This is a genomic window from Methylobacterium sp. J-026 (assembly GCF_022829585.1).
Taxonomy (GTDB): domain Bacteria; phylum Pseudomonadota; class Alphaproteobacteria; order Rhizobiales; family Beijerinckiaceae; genus Methylobacterium.
Map to the genome: position 1 here is coordinate 18,048 of NZ_JAKSYC010000045.1, position 16,653 is coordinate 34,700.

Genomic DNA, 16,653 nt, shown 5'->3' on the forward strand with positions numbered 1-16,653 from the left:
CCGAGGCTGTTCGTCACCCGATGCCCATTCCCTCCCCCGACCGGTTCGACGTCGCGGTCGTCGGTGGCGGCCATGCCGGCGTCGAGGCCGCCGCCGCCGCGGCGCGCTGCGGCGCCCGCACCGTGCTGGTCACGCACGATCCGGCGACGATCGGGGCGATGTCGTGCAACCCCGCCATCGGGGGGCTCGGCAAGGGCCACCTGGTGCGCGAGGTCGATGCCCTGGACGGGCTGATGGGCCGGGTCGCGGACGCCGCCGGCATCCAGTTCCGCCTGCTCAACCGCCGGAAGGGCCCGGCCGTGCGCGGACCCCGGACCCAGGCGGACCGGAAGCTCTACGCCGCCGCCATGCAGGCGGCCGTCACCGGGACCGCGGGCCTGACCGTGGTGGCGGGCGCCTGCGAGGATCTCGCCCTGGATGCGGAGGGACACATCCGGGGCCTCGTCCTGGCGGATGGGCGCAGCCTCGCCTGCGGCGCGGTGGTGCTGACCACCGGCACCTTCCTGCGCGGCCTGATCCATATCGGCGAGCGCCAGATCCCGGCCGGCCGGGTCGGCGAGGCGCCCGCCCTCGGGCTGGCCCGGACCCTCGACCGCCTCGACCTGCGCCTCGGGCGCCTGAAGACCGGGACGCCGCCGCGCCTCGACGGCCGGACCATCGACTGGGCCGGGCTGGAGATGCAGGAGGCCGATGCCGAGCCGGTGCCGTTCTCGACGCTCACCGAGGCGATCACCAATCCGCAGATCCGCTGCGGCATCACCCGGACCACCCGGGCGGTCCACGACCTGATCCGCGCCAACCTGCACCGCTCGCCGATGTATTCCGGCGGCATCGCCAGCCGGGGGCCGCGCTACTGCCCGTCGATCGAGGACAAGGTGGTGCGTTTCGGCGACCGGGAGGGCCACCAGATCTTCTTGGAACCGGAAGGACTCGAGGATCCCACCATCTACCCGAACGGCATCTCCACCGCCTTGCCCGAGGCGGTGCAGCACGACCTCGTCCGGCTGATCCCGGGCCTGGAACGGGTCGAGATCCTGCGGCCGGGCTACGCCATCGAGTACGATTACGTCGACCCCCGGGAACTCGACACGGGCCTCCAGGTGAAGCGCCGGCCCGGCCTGTTCCTGGCCGGGCAGATCAACGGCACCACCGGCTACGAGGAGGCGGCGGGGCAGGGGCTGGTGGCGGGCCTGAACGCCGCGCGCCACGCCGGCGGCCTCGACGTCGCGACCTTCGACCGGGCCGAATCCTATCTCGGCGTCATGATCGACGACCTCGTGACCCACGGGGTCAGCGAGCCCTACCGGATGTTCACCTCGCGCTCGGAGTACCGGCTGTCCCTGCGGGTCGACAACGCCGATGCCCGGCTGACCCCGCGCGGGATTGATCTGGGCTGTGTCGGCTCGGCCCGCGCGGCCCATTTCGCCGCGTCCCACGGGGCGCTCGCCGGGGCCCGCGCCCGGCTGGACGCCCTGACCCTGACGCCGAGCCAGGCGGCCGGGCACGGGATCAGCCTGAACCGCGACGGCATCCGCCGGACGGCGTTCCAGCTGCTCGCCTATCCGGAGATCGAATGGCGGGACCTCGCGGCGATCTGGCCGGATCTCGCATCCGTGGCGCCGCGCATCGCCGACCGGCTCAAGACCGACGCGACCTACGCGGTCTATCTCGACCGGCAGAACGCCGACATCGCGGCCTTCCGCCGGGACGAGGCCGTGCGCCTGCCGGCGGGCCTGGACTACGCGGCGATCAGCGGCCTGTCGAACGAGATGCGCACGAAGCTGGAGACCGTGCGTCCCGGCACCCTGGGGCAGGCGGCGCGGATCGAGGGCGTGACGCCTGCCGCGCTGACGCTGCTGGCTGCGCATGCAAGGCGGGGCGAGCGCGTTGCCACGGTGGGCCGGTGATGCGGTTGAGCAGGGCGGGGATACCCGCCGACCCCGGAACTAGGTCCGCGTCATCCCACCCTCTACCTCATCCTGAGGTGCCGGAGCGGAGCGGAGGCCTCGAAGGAGCCCTCCAGAAACCACTGCGATCCCTGGAGCCCTCCTTCGAGGCGGCTTCGCCGCACCTCAGGATGAGGTCGAGGATGGGATCGCCCGGGACGATAGTCGGCATGGCCAAGGTCTCAACCCGCCCATGACCGACCCCGACCGCGCGCGTGTCCTCGCGGCCGCGAATGTTTCACGTGAAACAGCCGAGCGCCTCGACCTCTACGTGGCCCAGCTCCGGCGCTGGCAGCCGATCAAGAACCTCGTCGGCCCGGCCACCCTGGCGGAGGTCTGGAGCCGGCACGTCGACGACGCCCTCCAGCTCCTCGATCTGGCGCCGGAGGCCCGGACCTGGCTCGACCTCGGCTCCGGAGCGGGGATCCCGGGGCTGATCCTCGCCATCGCCGGGGCGGAGCGGGGCATCCGGGTCGATCTGGTGGAGAGCAACGCACGCAAATGCGCCTTCCTCACCGAGACCGCCCGGCTCACCGGTGCCCCGGTCCGGGTGCGCAACGCCCGGATCGAGGCGGTGATCGGCGACTATGCGGGGACCGAGATCGTCTGCGCCCGGGCCCTGGCGCCCCTCGCCCAGCTCCTCGCCTGGACCGAGCCGCTGTTGAAAACGGGCACCACCGGCTTGTTTCCGAAGGGCAGGGACGCGCAAGCCGAATTGACCCAGGCGGCCGCGCAGTGGAGAGTCGTTAACGACCTCGTGCCGAGCCGGACCGATTCCGAAGCCCGAATCGTGCGCGTCACCGCCCTCGCCGCCCCGAGTCATCGATGAGCGAAGCCCTCCTCGGCGAGCCTGCCGACCGGTCCCTGGACTCGTCCGTGCGTCGTCCCCTGCGCGTGCTGGCGCTCGCCAACCAGAAGGGCGGCGTCGGCAAGACCACGACGGCGATCAACCTCGGCACCGCGCTCGCGGCGATCGGCGAGGACGTTCTGGTCATCGACCTCGATCCGCAGGGCAACGCCTCCACGGGGCTGGGGATCGACCGGGCGAACCGGCGGGTCTCCACCTACGAGGTCATGGCCGGGGAGGCGTCCCTCGCCCAGGCGGTGATCCCCACGGCGGTGCCGCGGCTGTCGATCGCGCCCTCGACCATGGATCTCCTCGGGCTGGAGCTGGAGCTGGCCACCCTGCCCGACCGGGCGCACCGGCTGCGCAGCATGCTCAAGAGCCTGACCCAGGCCCCGAGCCTGAGCCGGATCAGCTACGTGCTGATCGACTGCCCGCCCTCGCTCAACCTGCTGACCATCAACGCCCTGGCGGCAGCCGACGCGGTGCTGGTGCCGCTGCAATGCGAGTTCTTCGCCCTGGAGGGCTTGAGCCAGCTCCTGCGCACCGTCGAGCAGGTCCGCGGGGCGCTCAACCCGAAGCTGACGATCCAGGGGATCGTGCTGACCATGTACGATCCGCGCAACAACCTCTCCGCCCAGGTGGTGGCGGATGTCCGCGGCTTCATGGGCGACAAGGTCTACGAGACGGTGATTCCGCGCAACGTCCGGATCTCCGAGGCGCCCTCGCACGGCAAGCCGGCCCTGCTGTACGACCTGAAATGCGCCGGCAGCCAGGCCTATCTGCGCCTGGCCTCCGAGGTGATCCAGCGCGAGGGCCGGGTGCCCGCGGCGGCCTGAGCCTGAATGGGGCGCCGAACGCGGTTCGGCGGTCCCCGGTGAGCCCCCCGGAGCGGGGGGTGAGTGTGGAGCGTGACACGGGTGGCAAGCATGGCGGAGGAGGGGGCAAGACCCCGGCTGGGGCGCGGTCTCGCCGCGCTGATCGGCGATTTCGGCGATGCCGGGCCGGCTCCGGCCAAGGTCGAGGGACAGCGCAAGGTCGCCATCGAGTTCCTGCGGCCGAACCCGCGCAACCCGCGGCGCAGCTTTGGCGAGGTGGAACTGGCGGAACTGGCGACCTCGATCACCCAGCGCGGCCTGATCCAGCCGATCGTGGTCCGCCCGATCGGCGACGTACCGGGGACGTTCGAGATCGTCGCCGGCGAGCGCCGCTGGCGGGCGGCCCAGCGGGCCGGGCTCGACGAGGTGCCGGTGGTGGTGGTCGAGATCGACGACCGGGCCTCCCTGGAATTCGCCATCCTGGAGAATGTCCAACGCAGCGACCTCAACCCGATCGAGGAGGCGACGGGCTACGAGCGCCTGATGCAGGATTTCGCCTACACCCAGAAGGACCTGGCCGAGATCCTGGGCAAGAGCCGCAGCCATCTCGCCAACACCCTGCGCCTGCTCAACCTGCCGCCCTCCGTGCAGGACCGGCTGTCGGCGGGCGAACTCACCGCCGGCCACGCCCGGGCGCTGCTGCCGGTGAAGGATCCGGAGGCCTTGGCCCGCCGGGTGGTGGTCGAGGGCCTGTCGGTGCGGCAGGTGGAGGCGATCGCGTCGGCGGAGGCCGAGCCCGCCGACACCCCCCGCCCCGGCCGCCCGCGCCTCTCGGCCGAGCGCGCCGCGCCGGTCCGCGACCTGGAATTGCGGATCCGCCGCGCCCTGGGCGTCGAGGTGTCCTACCGGCCCAAGGACGAGGCCTCCGGCGAGATCCGGATCCGCTACGAGACCCCGGACGAGCTGCAGGGGCTTCTGAACCGGTTCAAGGTCTCGGACGGCTGAGCGAAGGCGGGGTTCCCAAAGGAAAGTAGGAAGCCCGTTCCGAGTCTCTCCCTCCCCCGCAGAGGGGGGAGGGGGACGCGCGGATCCGGACCTCTTACCGCCGTCGGCGCGCCCCCGCCTCCGCGACCCGCAGCAAAGCCGCGGAGGCCAGCGCGTGGGCCAGGTCCGGCTCGGCCCGCCGACAGGCGAGGATCGCCGCCTGGAGGGCCGCCACGGCCTGACGCAGGGTGCCGGGCCCCCAGGTGCCGAGCTGCCCCTCCAGGCTCGCCCTGCGCTTGAAATGCAAGCCCCGCCACGTCGCCACCATCAGGGCCGGCGTCTTCTCCGGATTGTCCAGGCGGGTCGTCAGCAGGGTCAGGGCGTGCCGCAGGGCCGAGCCCAGCACCACGCCCGGGTCCAGCCCCTCGTGCCGGAAGCGCCGGTACTCCCGCTCCACCGCATCGCGGCGGCCGTCGAAAGCGGCGTCGATCAGGGTGTTGAGCACGCTCGCGGCCACATCGCTGGTGATGGCCTCCACGTGATCCAGCGTCACGACCGTGTCCCCCTGCCCCGCCCCGGCCGCGTAGAGGGCGAGCTTTTCGATCTCCATCAGGCTCGCCCGGCGGTCGCCGCCGAGGCTGCGGGCCAGGACCTCCCGGGCGGCGCGGTCGATCCGCAGGCCCCGCTCCTGGAGGGTGCGGTCGATCAGCTCGGCGAGCGTCCGCTCGTCGTCCGCGTAGCACGGGATCGCCAGCGCCCGGGTCGAGCGCTCGCACAGGGTGCGCAGCGGATTGTTCTTGGCGAGGTCGCCGCCCTCCACGACGATGCGCGCATCGGCGATCGCGGCGCCGAGCACCGCCTCGACGGCCGGCGCGTAGTTGCGCGTCCCGGGCCGGACCCAGATCGACCGGCGCCCGCCGAACAGGCCCATCGTCCCGGCCTCGTCGCAGAGGCGGCCCGGATCGGACGCCAGGGCGTCGCCATCGATCCGCACCAGGGCGAAGGGATCGGCCGGGTCTGCGACGAAATCCTCGGCGAGCTTGCGGGCCCGCTCGGTCACGAGTCCGGTATCGGGGCCATAGACCAGGATCACCGGGATGCGCGGATCGGGCCCGCGCCGGATCAGCCCCTCGATCTCGCCCGCCTTGACGGCCGTCAAGGCCGGCTCACGGCTTGGTCGAGAGGACGGCGGCGAGGCGGCCCTTGATCTGGTCGGAGAGCACGCTGGCGAGCCGGATCTCGGCGTCCCGCGCCGCCCGCTGGCTGGCGAAGCGCTGGACCGAGCGGTCGTAGGTCGCGGTCGAGGTGGCGACCCCCTCGCTGTAGACCTTGGTGCCCGCCATGTCCTCCAGGCTGTACTTGATGTTGGCCACCAGCGTGCCCGCCTCGGCCCGGCCCGTGGTCGAGGACACGATCGGGGTCTGCACGATCTCGGAGCCCGAGAGCTTCAGCCGGTAGGTCTTGGTCGCCGGCTGGCCCGACCCGTCGAGGTCGAAGACCAATTCGCTGCGCAGGTAATGCCCGAGCCGTTCCTGACCCTGGGCCATCGCCACGTCGTCGACCTGCACGGAGGCCAGCAGCGCCTGGACCGGAACGCCGGAGGCGGTCGGCCCGTAGAGCGGACGGAAACAGGCCGACAGGCTCAAGCCCAGACCGCCCACGCAGGCGAGGCGTGCGATCCGCCCCACAACCGATACGCCCGAACCCACCATCAGCCGTCGTTCCGCCCCGCTTCACCGACCTGTTCTAGCGCGGACATGGCGTGCGGCGCCACGACGCGTGAGGCCGCGTGTTCCGATTTCCGGTTAACATGGTGTCTGCGGCGGGAGCATGGTCGCCCGGTTTCTCAGAGTGTCGCCAGGTAGCCCGAGACCGTCAGCACCGCCAGCACGGTGGAGACCAGGACCACCGTGGCGGTGAGATCGGCCTCGCGCCGGTAGAACTCCGCCAGCATGAACGGGCCGGTGCCGGTGGGCAGCGCGGCCATCAGCACGGCGAGGTGGAGCAGGAGCGGCGGCAGGGCGAACACGTAGCGGCCGAGCCCGTAGGCGAGCAGGGGATGGGCGGCGAGCTTCAGCCCGACCAGCAGCGCGGCGATCCGCCCCTGAGCCTCCCGGCGCCGGCGCGTCTGCGCCAGGAACAGGCCGAGCGCCACCAGGGCGCAGGGCGAGGCCGCGCCCCCGAGGAGCTTGAGGAACGTCTCCACGGGCGCCGGCAGGGTGAGGCCGAGGCTCGGCACCAGGGCTCCCAGGGCGGGCGCCACCAGGAGCGGGTTGCGCACCAGCGAGCGGCCGACCGCGAGCCAGACGGGCACGCGCGGGCCGTCCGGCCCGCCCGCCGCCGCCCCCCGCCGGATCCCGGTCTCGATCAGCACGATCGCCACCGCGAACACCGCGCAGACCGTGAGGATCACCGCCACCGTGGTGGGGGCGAGCGCCTCCGGCCCGAAGGCGGCGAGCGCCAGGGGGAAGCCCATGAAGCCGGTATTGGCGTAGCCGGCATTGAGCCCGTCCACGGCGGCGTCGGCCAGGGGGCGCCCGGCGCCGCACCGGAGCAGGACGGTGAGTGCGAAGACCGCGAGGCTGCTCAACCCGAAGGCGCCGATGAAGCCGGGCTTCCAGAGGGCGCTCCAATGGGCGTGGGCGGTGACGTCGAACAGCAGGGCCGGCAGGGCCAGGAAGACCACGAAGCGGTTGAGTTCCGTGGTGGCGGCGGCGCCGAGCACGCCGATCCGCCGGGCCAGCCAGCCCGCGAGGATCAGCGCGAAGATCGGCAGCACGACCGGGAGGGTCGAGAGCATGGGCGGCTCGGGTCGGACGAGGAGGTCCCGGCCTTAGGACGGATTGCGCGCCGACCTCCAGTGCCGGGGGCGGGGCCCTGCCATGCTCCCCCGACCCCGGGGGCCCGCTACCAGCGGTAGATCAGGCTGCCGATCACGGTCGCCGGGGCGCCGCGGTAGCAGAAGCCGGCCTGGCAGGTGGAATAATCCCGGTTGAAGATGTTGAACGCGTTGATCTGCGCCCGGACGCCTTTGTACTTCGGATCCAGCGCCGCGAAGTCGTAGGCCACCAGCGCGTCGAACTGCGTCACGGTCGGGTTGCGCACGGTGTTGAGGTCGTCGGTGAAGCTGGTGCCCGAGAAACGGACGCCGCCGCCGACCTGCAGGCCGCGCAGCGGCGAGGCGGGCGGGAACTGGTAGGTCCCGAAGACCGCCAGGGTATCCCCCGGGATACCCGAGACCGCGTTCCCGCTGATCGATCGCGTCGAACCGGGATAGGTCGCGGTGAGGTAGCGCAGGTCGAGGTGGGTATAGGCGAAGGTCAGGTTCGTGCCCGGCGCGAAGTTGGCCGTCAGCTCCGCCTCGAAGCCCTTGGATTCTACTGATCCGCTCGCCACCGTGTTGGCGACGTTGGTCGGGTCGGTCTGCAGGACGCTCGACTGCACGATGTCGAAGCCCGCGAACCCGCCGGTGATGGCGGTGCCGGGGATGGCGTATTTGACGCCGGCCTCGATCTGGTCGCCCGTGGCGGGCTTGAACGAGCGGCCGTTGATGTCGACGCCGAGTTGCGGCGTGAAGGTGGTCGCGTAGCTCGCGTAGGGCACGAGGCCCGGCGCCAGCAGGTAGTTCAGGCCGACGCGGCCGGTGAACACCGCATCGTTCCGGCTCTGCGCCGCGCCGAGGCTGTCCGGCGTGCCGCTGCGGGTGGATTGGCTCACGAAGTCCTGGCGGCCCGTGAGGGTCAGGACGAAGCGGTCGAACTTGGCCTGCTCCTGGATGTAGAGGCCGACCTGGTCCTGCGTCTGGTCCGACGCGGAGGTGAGGGCCGGGCGCGGCACGAAGGTGCGGGCGCGGAAGGTCGAGAAGTCGGTGACGCCCGTGAGGTCGAGGTCCGGGATCAGCCCGAAACCGGCCTGGCGTCGGTAATCGTAGTGGAGATAATCCACGCCGCCGATCAGGGTGTGGCTCACCGGGCCGGTGACCAGATGGGCTTCGAGCTGATTGTCCAGCGCCACCGAGCCGAGCCGGTCCTGGATCAGCCCGTTCTCGCGCTGGGCCGACAGCCCTGTGACGCTGTCGATCTGGGTGTAGGCCAGCGTCGTGTTGACATTCTGATAGCGGACATTCTGTCGGAAGATCAGGTCGGGCGTGAAGGTGTGCTCGAAGGCGTAGCCGATCCGATAGGATTCCTGGGTGATGGCGTTGAAGCTGGCATCGCCCTGGTACAGGCGCGTCACTACGAAGCCCGGGGCGTTGTAGAAGGTCGAAACGCCGGGGGTCTTCGAGCGCTGGTACTCCGTGAGCAGCGTGAACGTCGTGTCGGCCGAGGGCTTCCAGGTCACGGCCGGGGCGATCGTGAAGCGGTTGTCCGTGCCGCTCGGCAGGAACGTGTTGGCGTCGCGGAAGGCGCCGGTCAGCCGGTAGGCCAGGGTGCCATCGGACCCTTCGACCGGGCTGCCGAGATCGAAATTACCCTGATAGCGATCGAAATTGCCGCCCTGGAACCAGACCTCGCCGAAGGGCACGAAGACCGGCCGTTTCGACGTGACGTCGACGATGCCGCCCGGCGAGCCGAGCCCGTAGAGGCCCGAGGCCGGCCCCCGCAGGATGGTGACCGCTTCGGCCCCGTAGGGCTCGATCCGGGGGGCCGAGAAGCCGACGCTGGATTGACGCAGACCGTCGCGGAACACCCCCGTGTAGGTCTCGTCGAAGCCGCGGATGTAGAACGAATCGAAGCGCGGATCGAAGCCGAACACGTTGTTGGAGACCCCCGGCGTGTAGGCCAGCGCCTCGTTGAGGCTCTGGACGTTGCGGTCGTTGAGCTGCTCCCGGGTGACCACGGAGATCGATTGCGGCGCCTCGATCAGCGCCGTGTTGGTCTTGGTGGCGGTGGGGCTGACGCGGGCGACGTAGCCGGTGATCCCCGAGGGGCCGCCGCCGCCGCCGCTGGTGGCCGACGTGCCGCCGTCGCCGCCGCTGACATTGGCGCCCCCCAGGCCGGAACCGGCCGGGATCGCGGGTCCGGGGCCGGCGGCCTCCACGGAGATCTGGTCGAGCTGCACGCGCGCGCCCTGCGCGGCGGCGTGCGGCGCGGCGGCGGCGGACAGGGCCGCGGCGGCGAGAAGCGGCCCGAGGGGGGTGGAACGTGGGGACATGTCGAATCCTCGGATGCATCGCGACGGTGGCGCGCAACCTCAGGATCGTCCGTTCACGGGGTCTTGATCAAGCCGAAAACGTGTTGCAAATCACACACTTAGAAGTGTTCAAACCTGGAATTGTTCGAGATTCAGAACTCCAGCGGCGGCTCCCGCAGGGCCTCGGACTCCCGGGTGCAGACGGCCTGGTCGGGGGCTGAGCCGCCCCCCGACAGGGCCCCCCGGAGCTCGGCCCACGCCCTGTCGAGATCGGCCCGGAAGCCCGGATCGCCCATCAGCGCGGCGAAGACCGTCGTGCCGGTGAGGCGCCCGGCCGCCACGTCGCTGAGCCAGTGGACCCCGCACACGACCCGGCTCTCGCCATAGGCCCGGCCCCGCGCCAGGATCGCGGTCGCCTTCTCGGGGACCAGGGACGCCAGGATCAGCGCGTAGGCCCAGCCCTGGGTCGCGTGGCCGGACGGGTAGCTGAAGCTGTCGGCGAGCGCCTGGGTCCGCTGGACGCAGATCGGCGCCTCGTTGCCCACGAACGGGCGCAGCCGGCGGTAATGGACCTTCGGGCCCCGGGTCGCATGGGCGAGGTCGAGCCGGGCGCGCTCCAGCAGGGTGATCACCGCCGGCACCCGGGCCTGGTCGATCCGGGTGCCGAGCACGCAGGCGAAGTTCTCCAGCACCGCGGCCGCCCCCTCGGCCACGTCGTTGGCGGCGATCTCCCAGCGCGGGCTGCCCTTGAGGGCGCGGGTGTTGGCGAAGGCCGCCCGGTCGGCCATGTCGAGGGGGGCGTTGTGGGCCGGCGGCGGCGGCAGGATCCGGACGGCGTCGGGAAGCGCGGTGTCCGCCAGATAGGGCTTCACCGCCGGCCTGCCGGGCTTGAGCGTGTCGGACCCGAGGGACGGCGCGGCGGGGGGCGGATCCTCGGCGCGCACCGGCGCGGCGGCGAGCAGGACGGCGAGGGCCGACAGGGACAGGGTGCGCAGCATCGGATCCGTGGCGGTTTCGAACGGAGGGACGGGCCCCGCCTCCAAAGACGAACGGCACGGCCGGCCGGTTCAGTCCGTGCACAGGCCCTCCGCGCTGTCCAGGGGGCGCCCTGCCGGTGCGGTGGCGTTGAACCCGGGGGCCCAACCGCGCGAACGCCGCGTGTCCGCGTCCCGCCCAACCGGGCATGGCTCAGCCGCTCGACCGCGGCCGCCGCCACGAGGCCCTCCATGCGCTCGGTGCCGACCTCGCCGAGCACGGGCGATTCGTCGAACTCGCCCCCTACGGTGGTGGCGCGCTGATGCCGGGGCGCATCTGGCCCGGCGCTGGGGCCTGCCGATCCCCCTCTGAGTCCGGGCCGAGAGCCGCTATTTCGCCACCGCCCTGCTCGTGCCCGACGACAGGGCCCAGCGGGGCTACCTGCTCTGCGTCAGCCCGGTGTCGTTCCGGACGCGGCTGCACTTCACCGGGCCGGATCCCCTCCAGCGCGCCCGCTTCCCCGACCACCGCGGCGTGATCACGATGCCCGCAGCGCCCCGCCCCGGCGCATTGAACCCGGGCGTCCCAAGGGCTGGCCCTGACGGAGCGGACGGCGCCGCGCGGCAGCAAGGCTCGCCCCGCACCCGCAAACGGTCACGGACCTCGTGAAACCATAACTTCGCCGGCTAACCTGCCTGGATCGCCGCCGCGACCGCGGCGGGGAATTCCTCGTGCGGACTGAGTGCCCCCGGGATCGGGACGCCCGTCACCCGGCCGCCGGCGATCAGCGCGTCCATCTCGGCCCCCGAGCGGCGCGGGGCATTCCCGGGCCGCAGCACCAGGGTCGGCGGCAGGCCGTCGCCGAACAGGTCCAGGAACGCCGCGCGGCTCGCCACCGGGTCGAGGCCGCCGGTGACGAAGGCGGCGGTGCCGAACCGGCCGTTGCGCTGGCGGGTGATCGCATGCTTGTCGCGGATCAGGGCCGGGGTCACCCGGCCGGCATCGGCGTAGACATGGGCGCGCATCATCCGGCCGATGATCGGCGGGCTGATGTTGATGCGGTAGAGCGCCTCGCCGAGGAGCGGCGCCTCCACGGCCCGGCGGATGCGCGGGAACCAGTGGGCGCGGCCCGGCATCGCGGTGGGCAGCGGCCCCCGCCAGGTCGGCGCCACCAGCACCAGCCGGGCGAAGGTGTTGGGGTGGCGCCGCGCCGCCGCGACCAGATAGCCGGCGGCGTGGCCGGCCGCGACCCCGAGGGCGTAGGGGCCGGGGGCGGCGTCGAGCAGCGCGTCGAGGAAGGCGTGGAAGGTCGCGGGTTCCAGCGGCATCCGCGCCCGCGGCCGGGCGCCGAAGCCCGGCCAGTCAGGGATGCGGCAGCGGTAGTCGGACCCGAGGGCGCGGGCGAGGGCCTGCATCTCGGCCCGCGCCGAGATGGTCGACAGGGCCGGGAGCAGCAGCGCCTCCGGCCCCTGCCCGATCAGGTCACACGGGGTCGGCACCGGCCGGCCCGCCACCGTGAGGTTCAGCGCCTGCGTGTCCATCCGGCGGTCCACCCGATCGGGGATCCCAAAGGGCCATGCCCCTTGGTGGGTTGCCAGGGCAAAGCCCTGGCGCGCAGCAGACGGCGCTTCAGGTGCGCAGCAGCTCGTTGATGGCGGTCTTGGACCGGGTGCCGGCATCGACGCGCTTGACGATCACCGCGCAGTACAGGCCCGGGCCGGGGGAGCCGTCGGGCAGGGCCTTGCCGGGCATCGTGCCGGAGACCACCACCGAGTAGGGCGGCACGCGGCCGTACATCACCTCGCCGGTGGTGCGGTCGACGATCTTGGTGGAGGCGCCGATATAGACGCCCATCGACAGGACGCTGCCCTGGCCGACGATGACACCCTCGGCCACCTCGGCGCGGGCGCCGATGAAGCAATCGTCCTCGATGATCACCGGGTTGGCCTGGAGCGGCTCGAGCACGCCCGCAATGCCGGCGCCGCCGGAGATGTGGCAGTTCTTGCCCACCTGCGCGCAGGAGCCGATCGTCACCCAGGTGTCGACCATCGTGCCCGCGCCGACATGGGCGCCGAGATTGACGAAGCTCGGCATCAGCACGGCGCCCGGCGCGATGTAGGCGCCGCGGCGGACGAAGCAGCCCGGCACGGCGCGCAGGCCGGCAGCCCGGAACTCGGCCTCGCCCCAGCCGGCGAATTTCGACGCGACCTTGTCCCACCAGGGCGCGCCGCCGGGGCCGCCCTCGATCGCCGCCATGTCGTTGAGGCGGAAGGACAGCAGCACTGCCTTCTTGAGCCACTGGTTGACCACCCAATCGTGGTTGCCGCTCTTCTCGGCGACCCGGGCCTTGCCGGAATCGAGCAGCTCCAGGGCCGCCTCCACCGCCTCGCGCACGGCACCCCGTGTGGCGGTCGAGATGCCGGCGCGGTCCTCCCAGGCGGCCTCGATGGTACGGGCAAGATCGGAATGGGCGGGATCGGAAGGAGGCATGCCGGCCTGGGACATGAAGGATCGGAACTCTCGTGGCGGGAGGCCCGTGCTTACAAGCGGCCACCGGGGCTGTCACCTGAGGAGATGCCGTCGATGACGTCGAGAAGCCCGCGCACGTGATCGAGATCGGCCACCAGGCCGGCGAGGTCGTCGGCCAGGGTGTCGTGGACGGCCTGGGCGGCCTCGGGGAATTCCTCCAGCACCCGGCGCATCAGCGTCGGGGTGATCCGCATGACCGCCGCATCCTCCACGGCCCGGGCCGCGGTCGGCCGGGTGCCGCGCACGAACAGGGCGAGCTGTCCGATCAGGGCGGAGCGGCCGGCCCGCACCGGCTCGGTTCTGGCGTCCCGGGGTTCGAGCCGGATCGTCCCGGCCATCACGACGAAGCCGCCATCGGCCGGATCGCCGCGGTCGAACAGCAGGTCGCCCTCCGCGAGGTCCCGCCGCTCGGCCGCGAAGGTCAGCAGGCGCAGGGCGTCCCGGTCGAGGAAGCCGAACAGCGGCGCGGCCGCGAGGATCGCGATATCGTCGTCGAGCCCCAAGAACGCCTCACCACCCTGCGCATACGCGAACCCACCGGTTCGCCTATACGTAAAACTTCTTTTCGTCAGGGCAGCAACTTGTATCCGCCGCCCTCCGTGACGAGGATCGCGGCGGTGGCGGGGTTCGGCTCGATCTTCTGGCGCAGCCGGTAGATATGCGTCTCCAGGGTGTGGGTGGTGACGTGGGCGTTGTAGCCCCAGACCTCGGCCAGCAGCGTGTCCCGGTTCACCACCGCCCGGCCCGCCCGGTAGAGGAAGCGCAGGATCGCGGTCTCCTTCTCGGTGAGCTTGAGCTTCGAGCCGCGCTCGCCGACCAGCAGCTTGGCGCCGGGCCGGAACGTGTAGGGGCCGATCTGGAACACCGCGTCCTCGGAGGCCTCGTGGCTGCGCAGGTGCGCGCGGATCCGGGCCAGCAGGATGCCGAACTTGAACGGCTTGGTGACGTAGTCGTTGGCGCCGGCCTCCAGGCCCTCGACGTGGTCCGCCTCGGAATCCTGGGCGGTGAGCATGATCACCGGCCCGCGGAACCCCCCGGCCCGCATCCGGCGCACGGCCTCGCGCCCGTCGAGATCGGGCAGGCCGACATCCATCACCGCGAGGTCGATGCGCTCGGCGGCCACCCGCCGGATCGCGTCGGCGGCGTTCGCCTCGGTGAGCACCGAGAATTCCTCGTCGTGATCGAGCTGCTCGGTGAGGGTGTCGCGCAGGATCGCGTCGTCGTCGCAGATCAGCAGGCGGTAGGCATTCGGCATCGTCCAGGTCCCAGGGCAGGCTGCCGGCGGGGAGGGTGATCCTTCCGGGCGGCGGCGTGCGATGACTCGCGGTTGTTGGCAGGATCGCGCGGCGATTCTGCGGAGGCTTTCGTTTCCACATCATTGTCCCCGCCGGAGCGGGGACCGCCCCGGCGAAGGGGGCTGCTGCGGGGCGGGACGCGCTGGAATTCGAAGGCCTCCGTCGCCACGGCGCGGGCGCCGGGCCGATCCCCCCCGAATCCCGGCTTGGCTGCCCGGGTTCCGGCCAAGGATAGGGCAGCCTTTGTGGCCGGAAATTGCCTTGTGCGCAATTTTTATCGGACCGGGTGCGGAGATCGGGCATAAATCGCGCCGCGGCGGCCCGTCCGGTCGGCGGCGAAGGGGGAGGGCGACGATGGGGCGACGGCCGAGCGGGCAGGCTGATGGTGTCCGGCAGTCGGTCCGGGAGATCCGGGTACGGGCGGTGGTCGGCGACCGATGCCGGGGCCAGCTGCTGGTCGGGCCGGCGGTCATCCCCTGCGCCCTCGGGGCCGGGGGCATCGTCAGCGACAAGCGCGAGGGCGACGGCGGCTCGCCGCGCGGGCGGTTCCGGCTGCGCGGCGGCGCCTACCGGCCCGACCATCTCGGCATCCGTCCGCGCACCGCGCTGCCCCTGCGCCCGACCCGGCCCGACGACGGCTGGTGCGACGATCGCCGGGACCGCCGCTACAACCGGCCGATCCGCCTCCCGGCCCCCGACGTGAGCGCCGAGGCGCTGTGGCGGGGCGACGGGCTCTACGACGTCGTGATCGACCTCGACTACAACCGCGCGCCGATCCGGAAGGGGCGGGGCTCGGCGATCTTCCTGCACGTCGCCCGGGACGGCTACCGCCCCACGGAGGGCTGCGTCGCCCTGGCCCGGGCCGACCTGCTGCGCCTGCTCCGGCGGCTCGGGCCGCGGACCTATCTGCGGATCGGGTGAGCGCGGCCGTCAGGTCTCCGCGGGGCCGCGCTGGATCGGGCACCCCCTGTCCGGATCCGCTTCGCGCGCGCCTCGTCCCTGGCGAAAGCGAGATCCATTTCGAGCCCGATCGCCGCGTGCGCCGCGCGATAGGCGGAATCCGCGTTCCAGCGGTCCCGGACGGCCTTGAAGGGAATCGTCATGTGCACCTCAGGTCTTCCGGGTCCGCGCGCCGAAGATCGCGGTGCCGACCCGGACATGGGTCGCGCCGAGCTGGATCGCCGCCGGGAAATCCGCGCTCATGCCCATCGAGAGGATCGGCAGGCCGTGCGCCTGCGCCAGCCGGGCCAGCAGGGCGAAATGGGCTGAGGGCGGGTCCTCCGCCGGGGGGATGCACATCAGGCCCTGGATGGCCAGCCCGTGGGTCTCGCGGCATTCGGACAGCAGGGTGGCGAGCTGGTCGGGCAGGACGCCGCCCTTCTGCGGCTCGGCGCCGGTATTGACCTGGATCAGCAGCTTCGGCGTGCGGCCGGACCGGGCGATCTCCTTGGCGAGGGCGGCGGCCAGCGACGGGCGGTCGAGGGCGTGGATCACGTCGAACAGGGCGACCGCCTCCCGGGCCTTGTTGGATTGCAAGGGGCCGACGAGATGCAGCTCGACATCCGGGTAGCGGGCCCGCAGGTCGGGCCATTTCGCGGTGGATTCCTGGACGTAATTCTCCCCGAAGACCCGCTGCCCCGCCTCGAGCGCCGGCAGGATGCCCGCGGCCGGCACGGTCTTGGAGACGGCGACCAGCTGCACCGTCGCCGGGTCGCGCTCCGAATCCTCGGCCGCCTGGGCGATGGCGGCCCGCACCTCGGTCAGCCCGGCCGCCACGTCGGCCTGTCCGACCGGCAGCTTCGCGGTCGGGTGACCCATCCCGTCCGTGGGCAGGGCGTTCGGGGCGGTGATCGCGTCGTCCATGATGGGTTTGTCCTAACGCTGCCGGAAGCCGACACGATGACGATGCGGCGCCCTCCCGCGACCAGCTGTCCAACCCATCCCCTCATCCTGAGGTGCCGGAGCGTAGCGGAGGCCTCGAAGGAGCCCTCCAGCCAGCCGCGCGATCCCTGGAGGGCTCCTTCGAGGCCCGCTTCGCGGGCACCTCAGGATGAGGGGGGTTGGGTTGGAACAGGCCGGAGACGGCCGCCCTCGTGTATCGTGTTATTCATCGACCTATGTGCTGGCGC

At 72.0% G+C, this 16,653-nt stretch carries 15 protein-coding genes; 5 read left to right on the forward strand and 10 right to left on the reverse strand.

What is annotated here, in order from left to right:
* The first annotated feature begins 20 nt into the window (after nt 1-20).
* The 4 genes from mnmG to MKK69_RS02735 all read left to right on the forward strand — a co-directional run bounded on the left by mnmG (nt 21) and on the right by MKK69_RS02735 (nt 4,613).
* Entirely contained in the window at nt 21-1,907 is a 1,887-nt protein-coding gene (gene mnmG, locus MKK69_RS02720) for a tRNA uridine-5-carboxymethylaminomethyl(34) synthesis enzyme MnmG (protein WP_243965238.1), read from the forward strand.
* A 232-nt stretch (nt 1,908-2,139) separates the two neighbouring features.
* On the forward strand, nt 2,140-2,775 hold the full coding sequence (rsmG, locus tag MKK69_RS02725; RefSeq protein ID WP_243965243.1) for a 16S rRNA (guanine(527)-N(7))-methyltransferase RsmG: 636 nt from the start codon (nt 2,140-2,142) through the stop codon (nt 2,773-2,775).
* On the forward strand, nt 2,772-3,629 hold the full coding sequence (locus MKK69_RS02730) for a ParA family protein (protein WP_243965247.1): 858 nt from the start codon (nt 2,772-2,774) through the stop codon (nt 3,627-3,629). Before rsmG ends, MKK69_RS02730 begins: the two co-directional genes overlap by 4 nt.
* Nucleotides 3,630-3,719: 90 nt before the next feature.
* On the forward strand, nt 3,720-4,613 hold the full coding sequence (locus MKK69_RS02735; protein WP_243965272.1) for a ParB/RepB/Spo0J family partition protein: 894 nt from the start codon (nt 3,720-3,722) through the stop codon (nt 4,611-4,613).
* A 94-nt stretch (nt 4,614-4,707) separates the two neighbouring features.
* On the opposite strand, the gene holA is transcribed toward MKK69_RS02735, so the two are convergent.
* The 9 genes from holA to MKK69_RS02780 form a co-directional block, all read right to left on the reverse strand.
* Entirely contained in the window at nt 4,708-5,751 is a 1,044-nt protein-coding gene (gene holA, locus MKK69_RS02740) for a DNA polymerase III subunit delta (RefSeq protein WP_243965249.1), read from the reverse strand.
* 7 nt (nt 5,752-5,758) lie between these two features.
* Nucleotides 5,759-6,304, reverse strand: a complete 546-nt coding sequence (lptE, locus tag MKK69_RS02745) for an LPS assembly lipoprotein LptE (protein WP_243965251.1) — start codon at nt 6,302-6,304, stop codon at nt 5,759-5,761.
* Nucleotides 6,305-6,438: 134 nt separating this feature from the next.
* Complete coding sequence (locus MKK69_RS02750; RefSeq protein WP_243965252.1) at nt 6,439-7,392, reverse strand: AEC family transporter; 954 nt, start codon at nt 7,390-7,392, stop codon at nt 6,439-6,441.
* A 107-nt stretch (nt 7,393-7,499) separates the two neighbouring features.
* The gene (locus MKK69_RS02755) at nt 7,500-9,746 is read right to left on the reverse strand and encodes a TonB-dependent siderophore receptor (protein ID WP_243965254.1); all 2,247 of its coding nucleotides are present in this window, start codon (nt 9,744-9,746) and stop codon (nt 7,500-7,502) included.
* 131 nt (nt 9,747-9,877) lie between these two features.
* Entirely contained in the window at nt 9,878-10,723 is an 846-nt protein-coding gene (locus tag MKK69_RS02760) for an acid phosphatase (RefSeq protein WP_243965256.1), read from the reverse strand.
* Between the two features lie 663 nt (nt 10,724-11,386).
* Nucleotides 11,387-12,241, reverse strand: coding sequence for an alpha/beta fold hydrolase (locus MKK69_RS02765; protein WP_243965273.1), 855 nt, complete (start codon nt 12,239-12,241; stop codon nt 11,387-11,389).
* Between the two features lie 88 nt (nt 12,242-12,329).
* Nucleotides 12,330-13,190, reverse strand: a complete 861-nt coding sequence (gene dapD, locus MKK69_RS02770) for a 2,3,4,5-tetrahydropyridine-2,6-dicarboxylate N-succinyltransferase (protein WP_243965275.1) — start codon at nt 13,188-13,190, stop codon at nt 12,330-12,332.
* A 50-nt stretch (nt 13,191-13,240) separates the two neighbouring features.
* Nucleotides 13,241-13,732, reverse strand: a complete 492-nt coding sequence (locus tag MKK69_RS02775; protein WP_243965258.1) for a cyclic nucleotide-binding domain-containing protein — start codon at nt 13,730-13,732, stop codon at nt 13,241-13,243.
* Nucleotides 13,733-13,797: 65 nt separating this feature from the next.
* Nucleotides 13,798-14,484: a response regulator transcription factor gene (locus MKK69_RS02780; RefSeq protein ID WP_243965259.1), complete on the reverse strand. Its 687-nt coding sequence runs from the start codon at nt 14,482-14,484 to the stop codon at nt 13,798-13,800.
* A gap of 394 nt (nt 14,485-14,878) precedes the next feature.
* Here MKK69_RS02780 and MKK69_RS02785 point away from each other — a divergent pair, with 394 nt between their 5' ends.
* Complete coding sequence (locus MKK69_RS02785; protein ID WP_243965263.1) at nt 14,879-15,445, forward strand: L,D-transpeptidase; 567 nt, start codon at nt 14,879-14,881, stop codon at nt 15,443-15,445.
* Nucleotides 15,446-15,634: 189 nt separating this feature from the next.
* On the opposite strand, the gene MKK69_RS02790 is transcribed toward MKK69_RS02785, so the two are convergent.
* The gene (locus MKK69_RS02790) at nt 15,635-16,387 is read right to left on the reverse strand and encodes a YggS family pyridoxal phosphate-dependent enzyme (protein WP_243965265.1); all 753 of its coding nucleotides are present in this window, start codon (nt 16,385-16,387) and stop codon (nt 15,635-15,637) included.
* Between the last annotated feature and the right edge of the window lie 266 nt (nt 16,388-16,653).

Bases quoted from the DNA above. Each gene is read 5' to 3' on its own strand.
- MKK69_RS02750 (WP_243965252.1), bottom strand. From the start codon at position 7,392: ATGCTCTCGACCCTCCCGGTCGTGCTGCCGATCTTCGCGCTGATCCTC.
- MKK69_RS02780 (WP_243965259.1), bottom strand. From the start codon at position 14,484: ATGCCGAATGCCTACCGCCTGCTGATCTGCGACGACGACGCGATCCTG.
- MKK69_RS02755 (WP_243965254.1), bottom strand. From the start codon at position 9,746: ATGTCCCCACGTTCCACCCCCCTCGGGCCGCTTCTCGCCGCCGCGGCC.
- rsmG (WP_243965243.1), top strand. From the start codon at position 2,140: ATGACCGACCCCGACCGCGCGCGTGTCCTCGCGGCCGCGAATGTTTCA.
- MKK69_RS02730 (WP_243965247.1), top strand. From the start codon at position 2,772: ATGAGCGAAGCCCTCCTCGGCGAGCCTGCCGACCGGTCCCTGGACTCG.
- dapD (WP_243965275.1), bottom strand. From the start codon at position 13,190: ATGCCTCCTTCCGATCCCGCCCATTCCGATCTTGCCCGTACCATCGAG.
- MKK69_RS02790 (WP_243965265.1), bottom strand. From the start codon at position 16,387: ATGGACGACGCGATCACCGCCCCGAACGCCCTGCCCACGGACGGGATG.
- MKK69_RS02785 (WP_243965263.1), top strand. From the start codon at position 14,879: ATGGGGCGACGGCCGAGCGGGCAGGCTGATGGTGTCCGGCAGTCGGTC.
- MKK69_RS02760 (WP_243965256.1), bottom strand. From the start codon at position 10,723: ATGCTGCGCACCCTGTCCCTGTCGGCCCTCGCCGTCCTGCTCGCCGCC.
- MKK69_RS02735 (WP_243965272.1), top strand. From the start codon at position 3,720: ATGGCGGAGGAGGGGGCAAGACCCCGGCTGGGGCGCGGTCTCGCCGCG.
- mnmG (WP_243965238.1), top strand. From the start codon at position 21: ATGCCCATTCCCTCCCCCGACCGGTTCGACGTCGCGGTCGTCGGTGGC.
- MKK69_RS02765 (WP_243965273.1), bottom strand. From the start codon at position 12,241: ATGGACACGCAGGCGCTGAACCTCACGGTGGCGGGCCGGCCGGTGCCG.
- lptE (WP_243965251.1), bottom strand. From the start codon at position 6,304: ATGGTGGGTTCGGGCGTATCGGTTGTGGGGCGGATCGCACGCCTCGCC.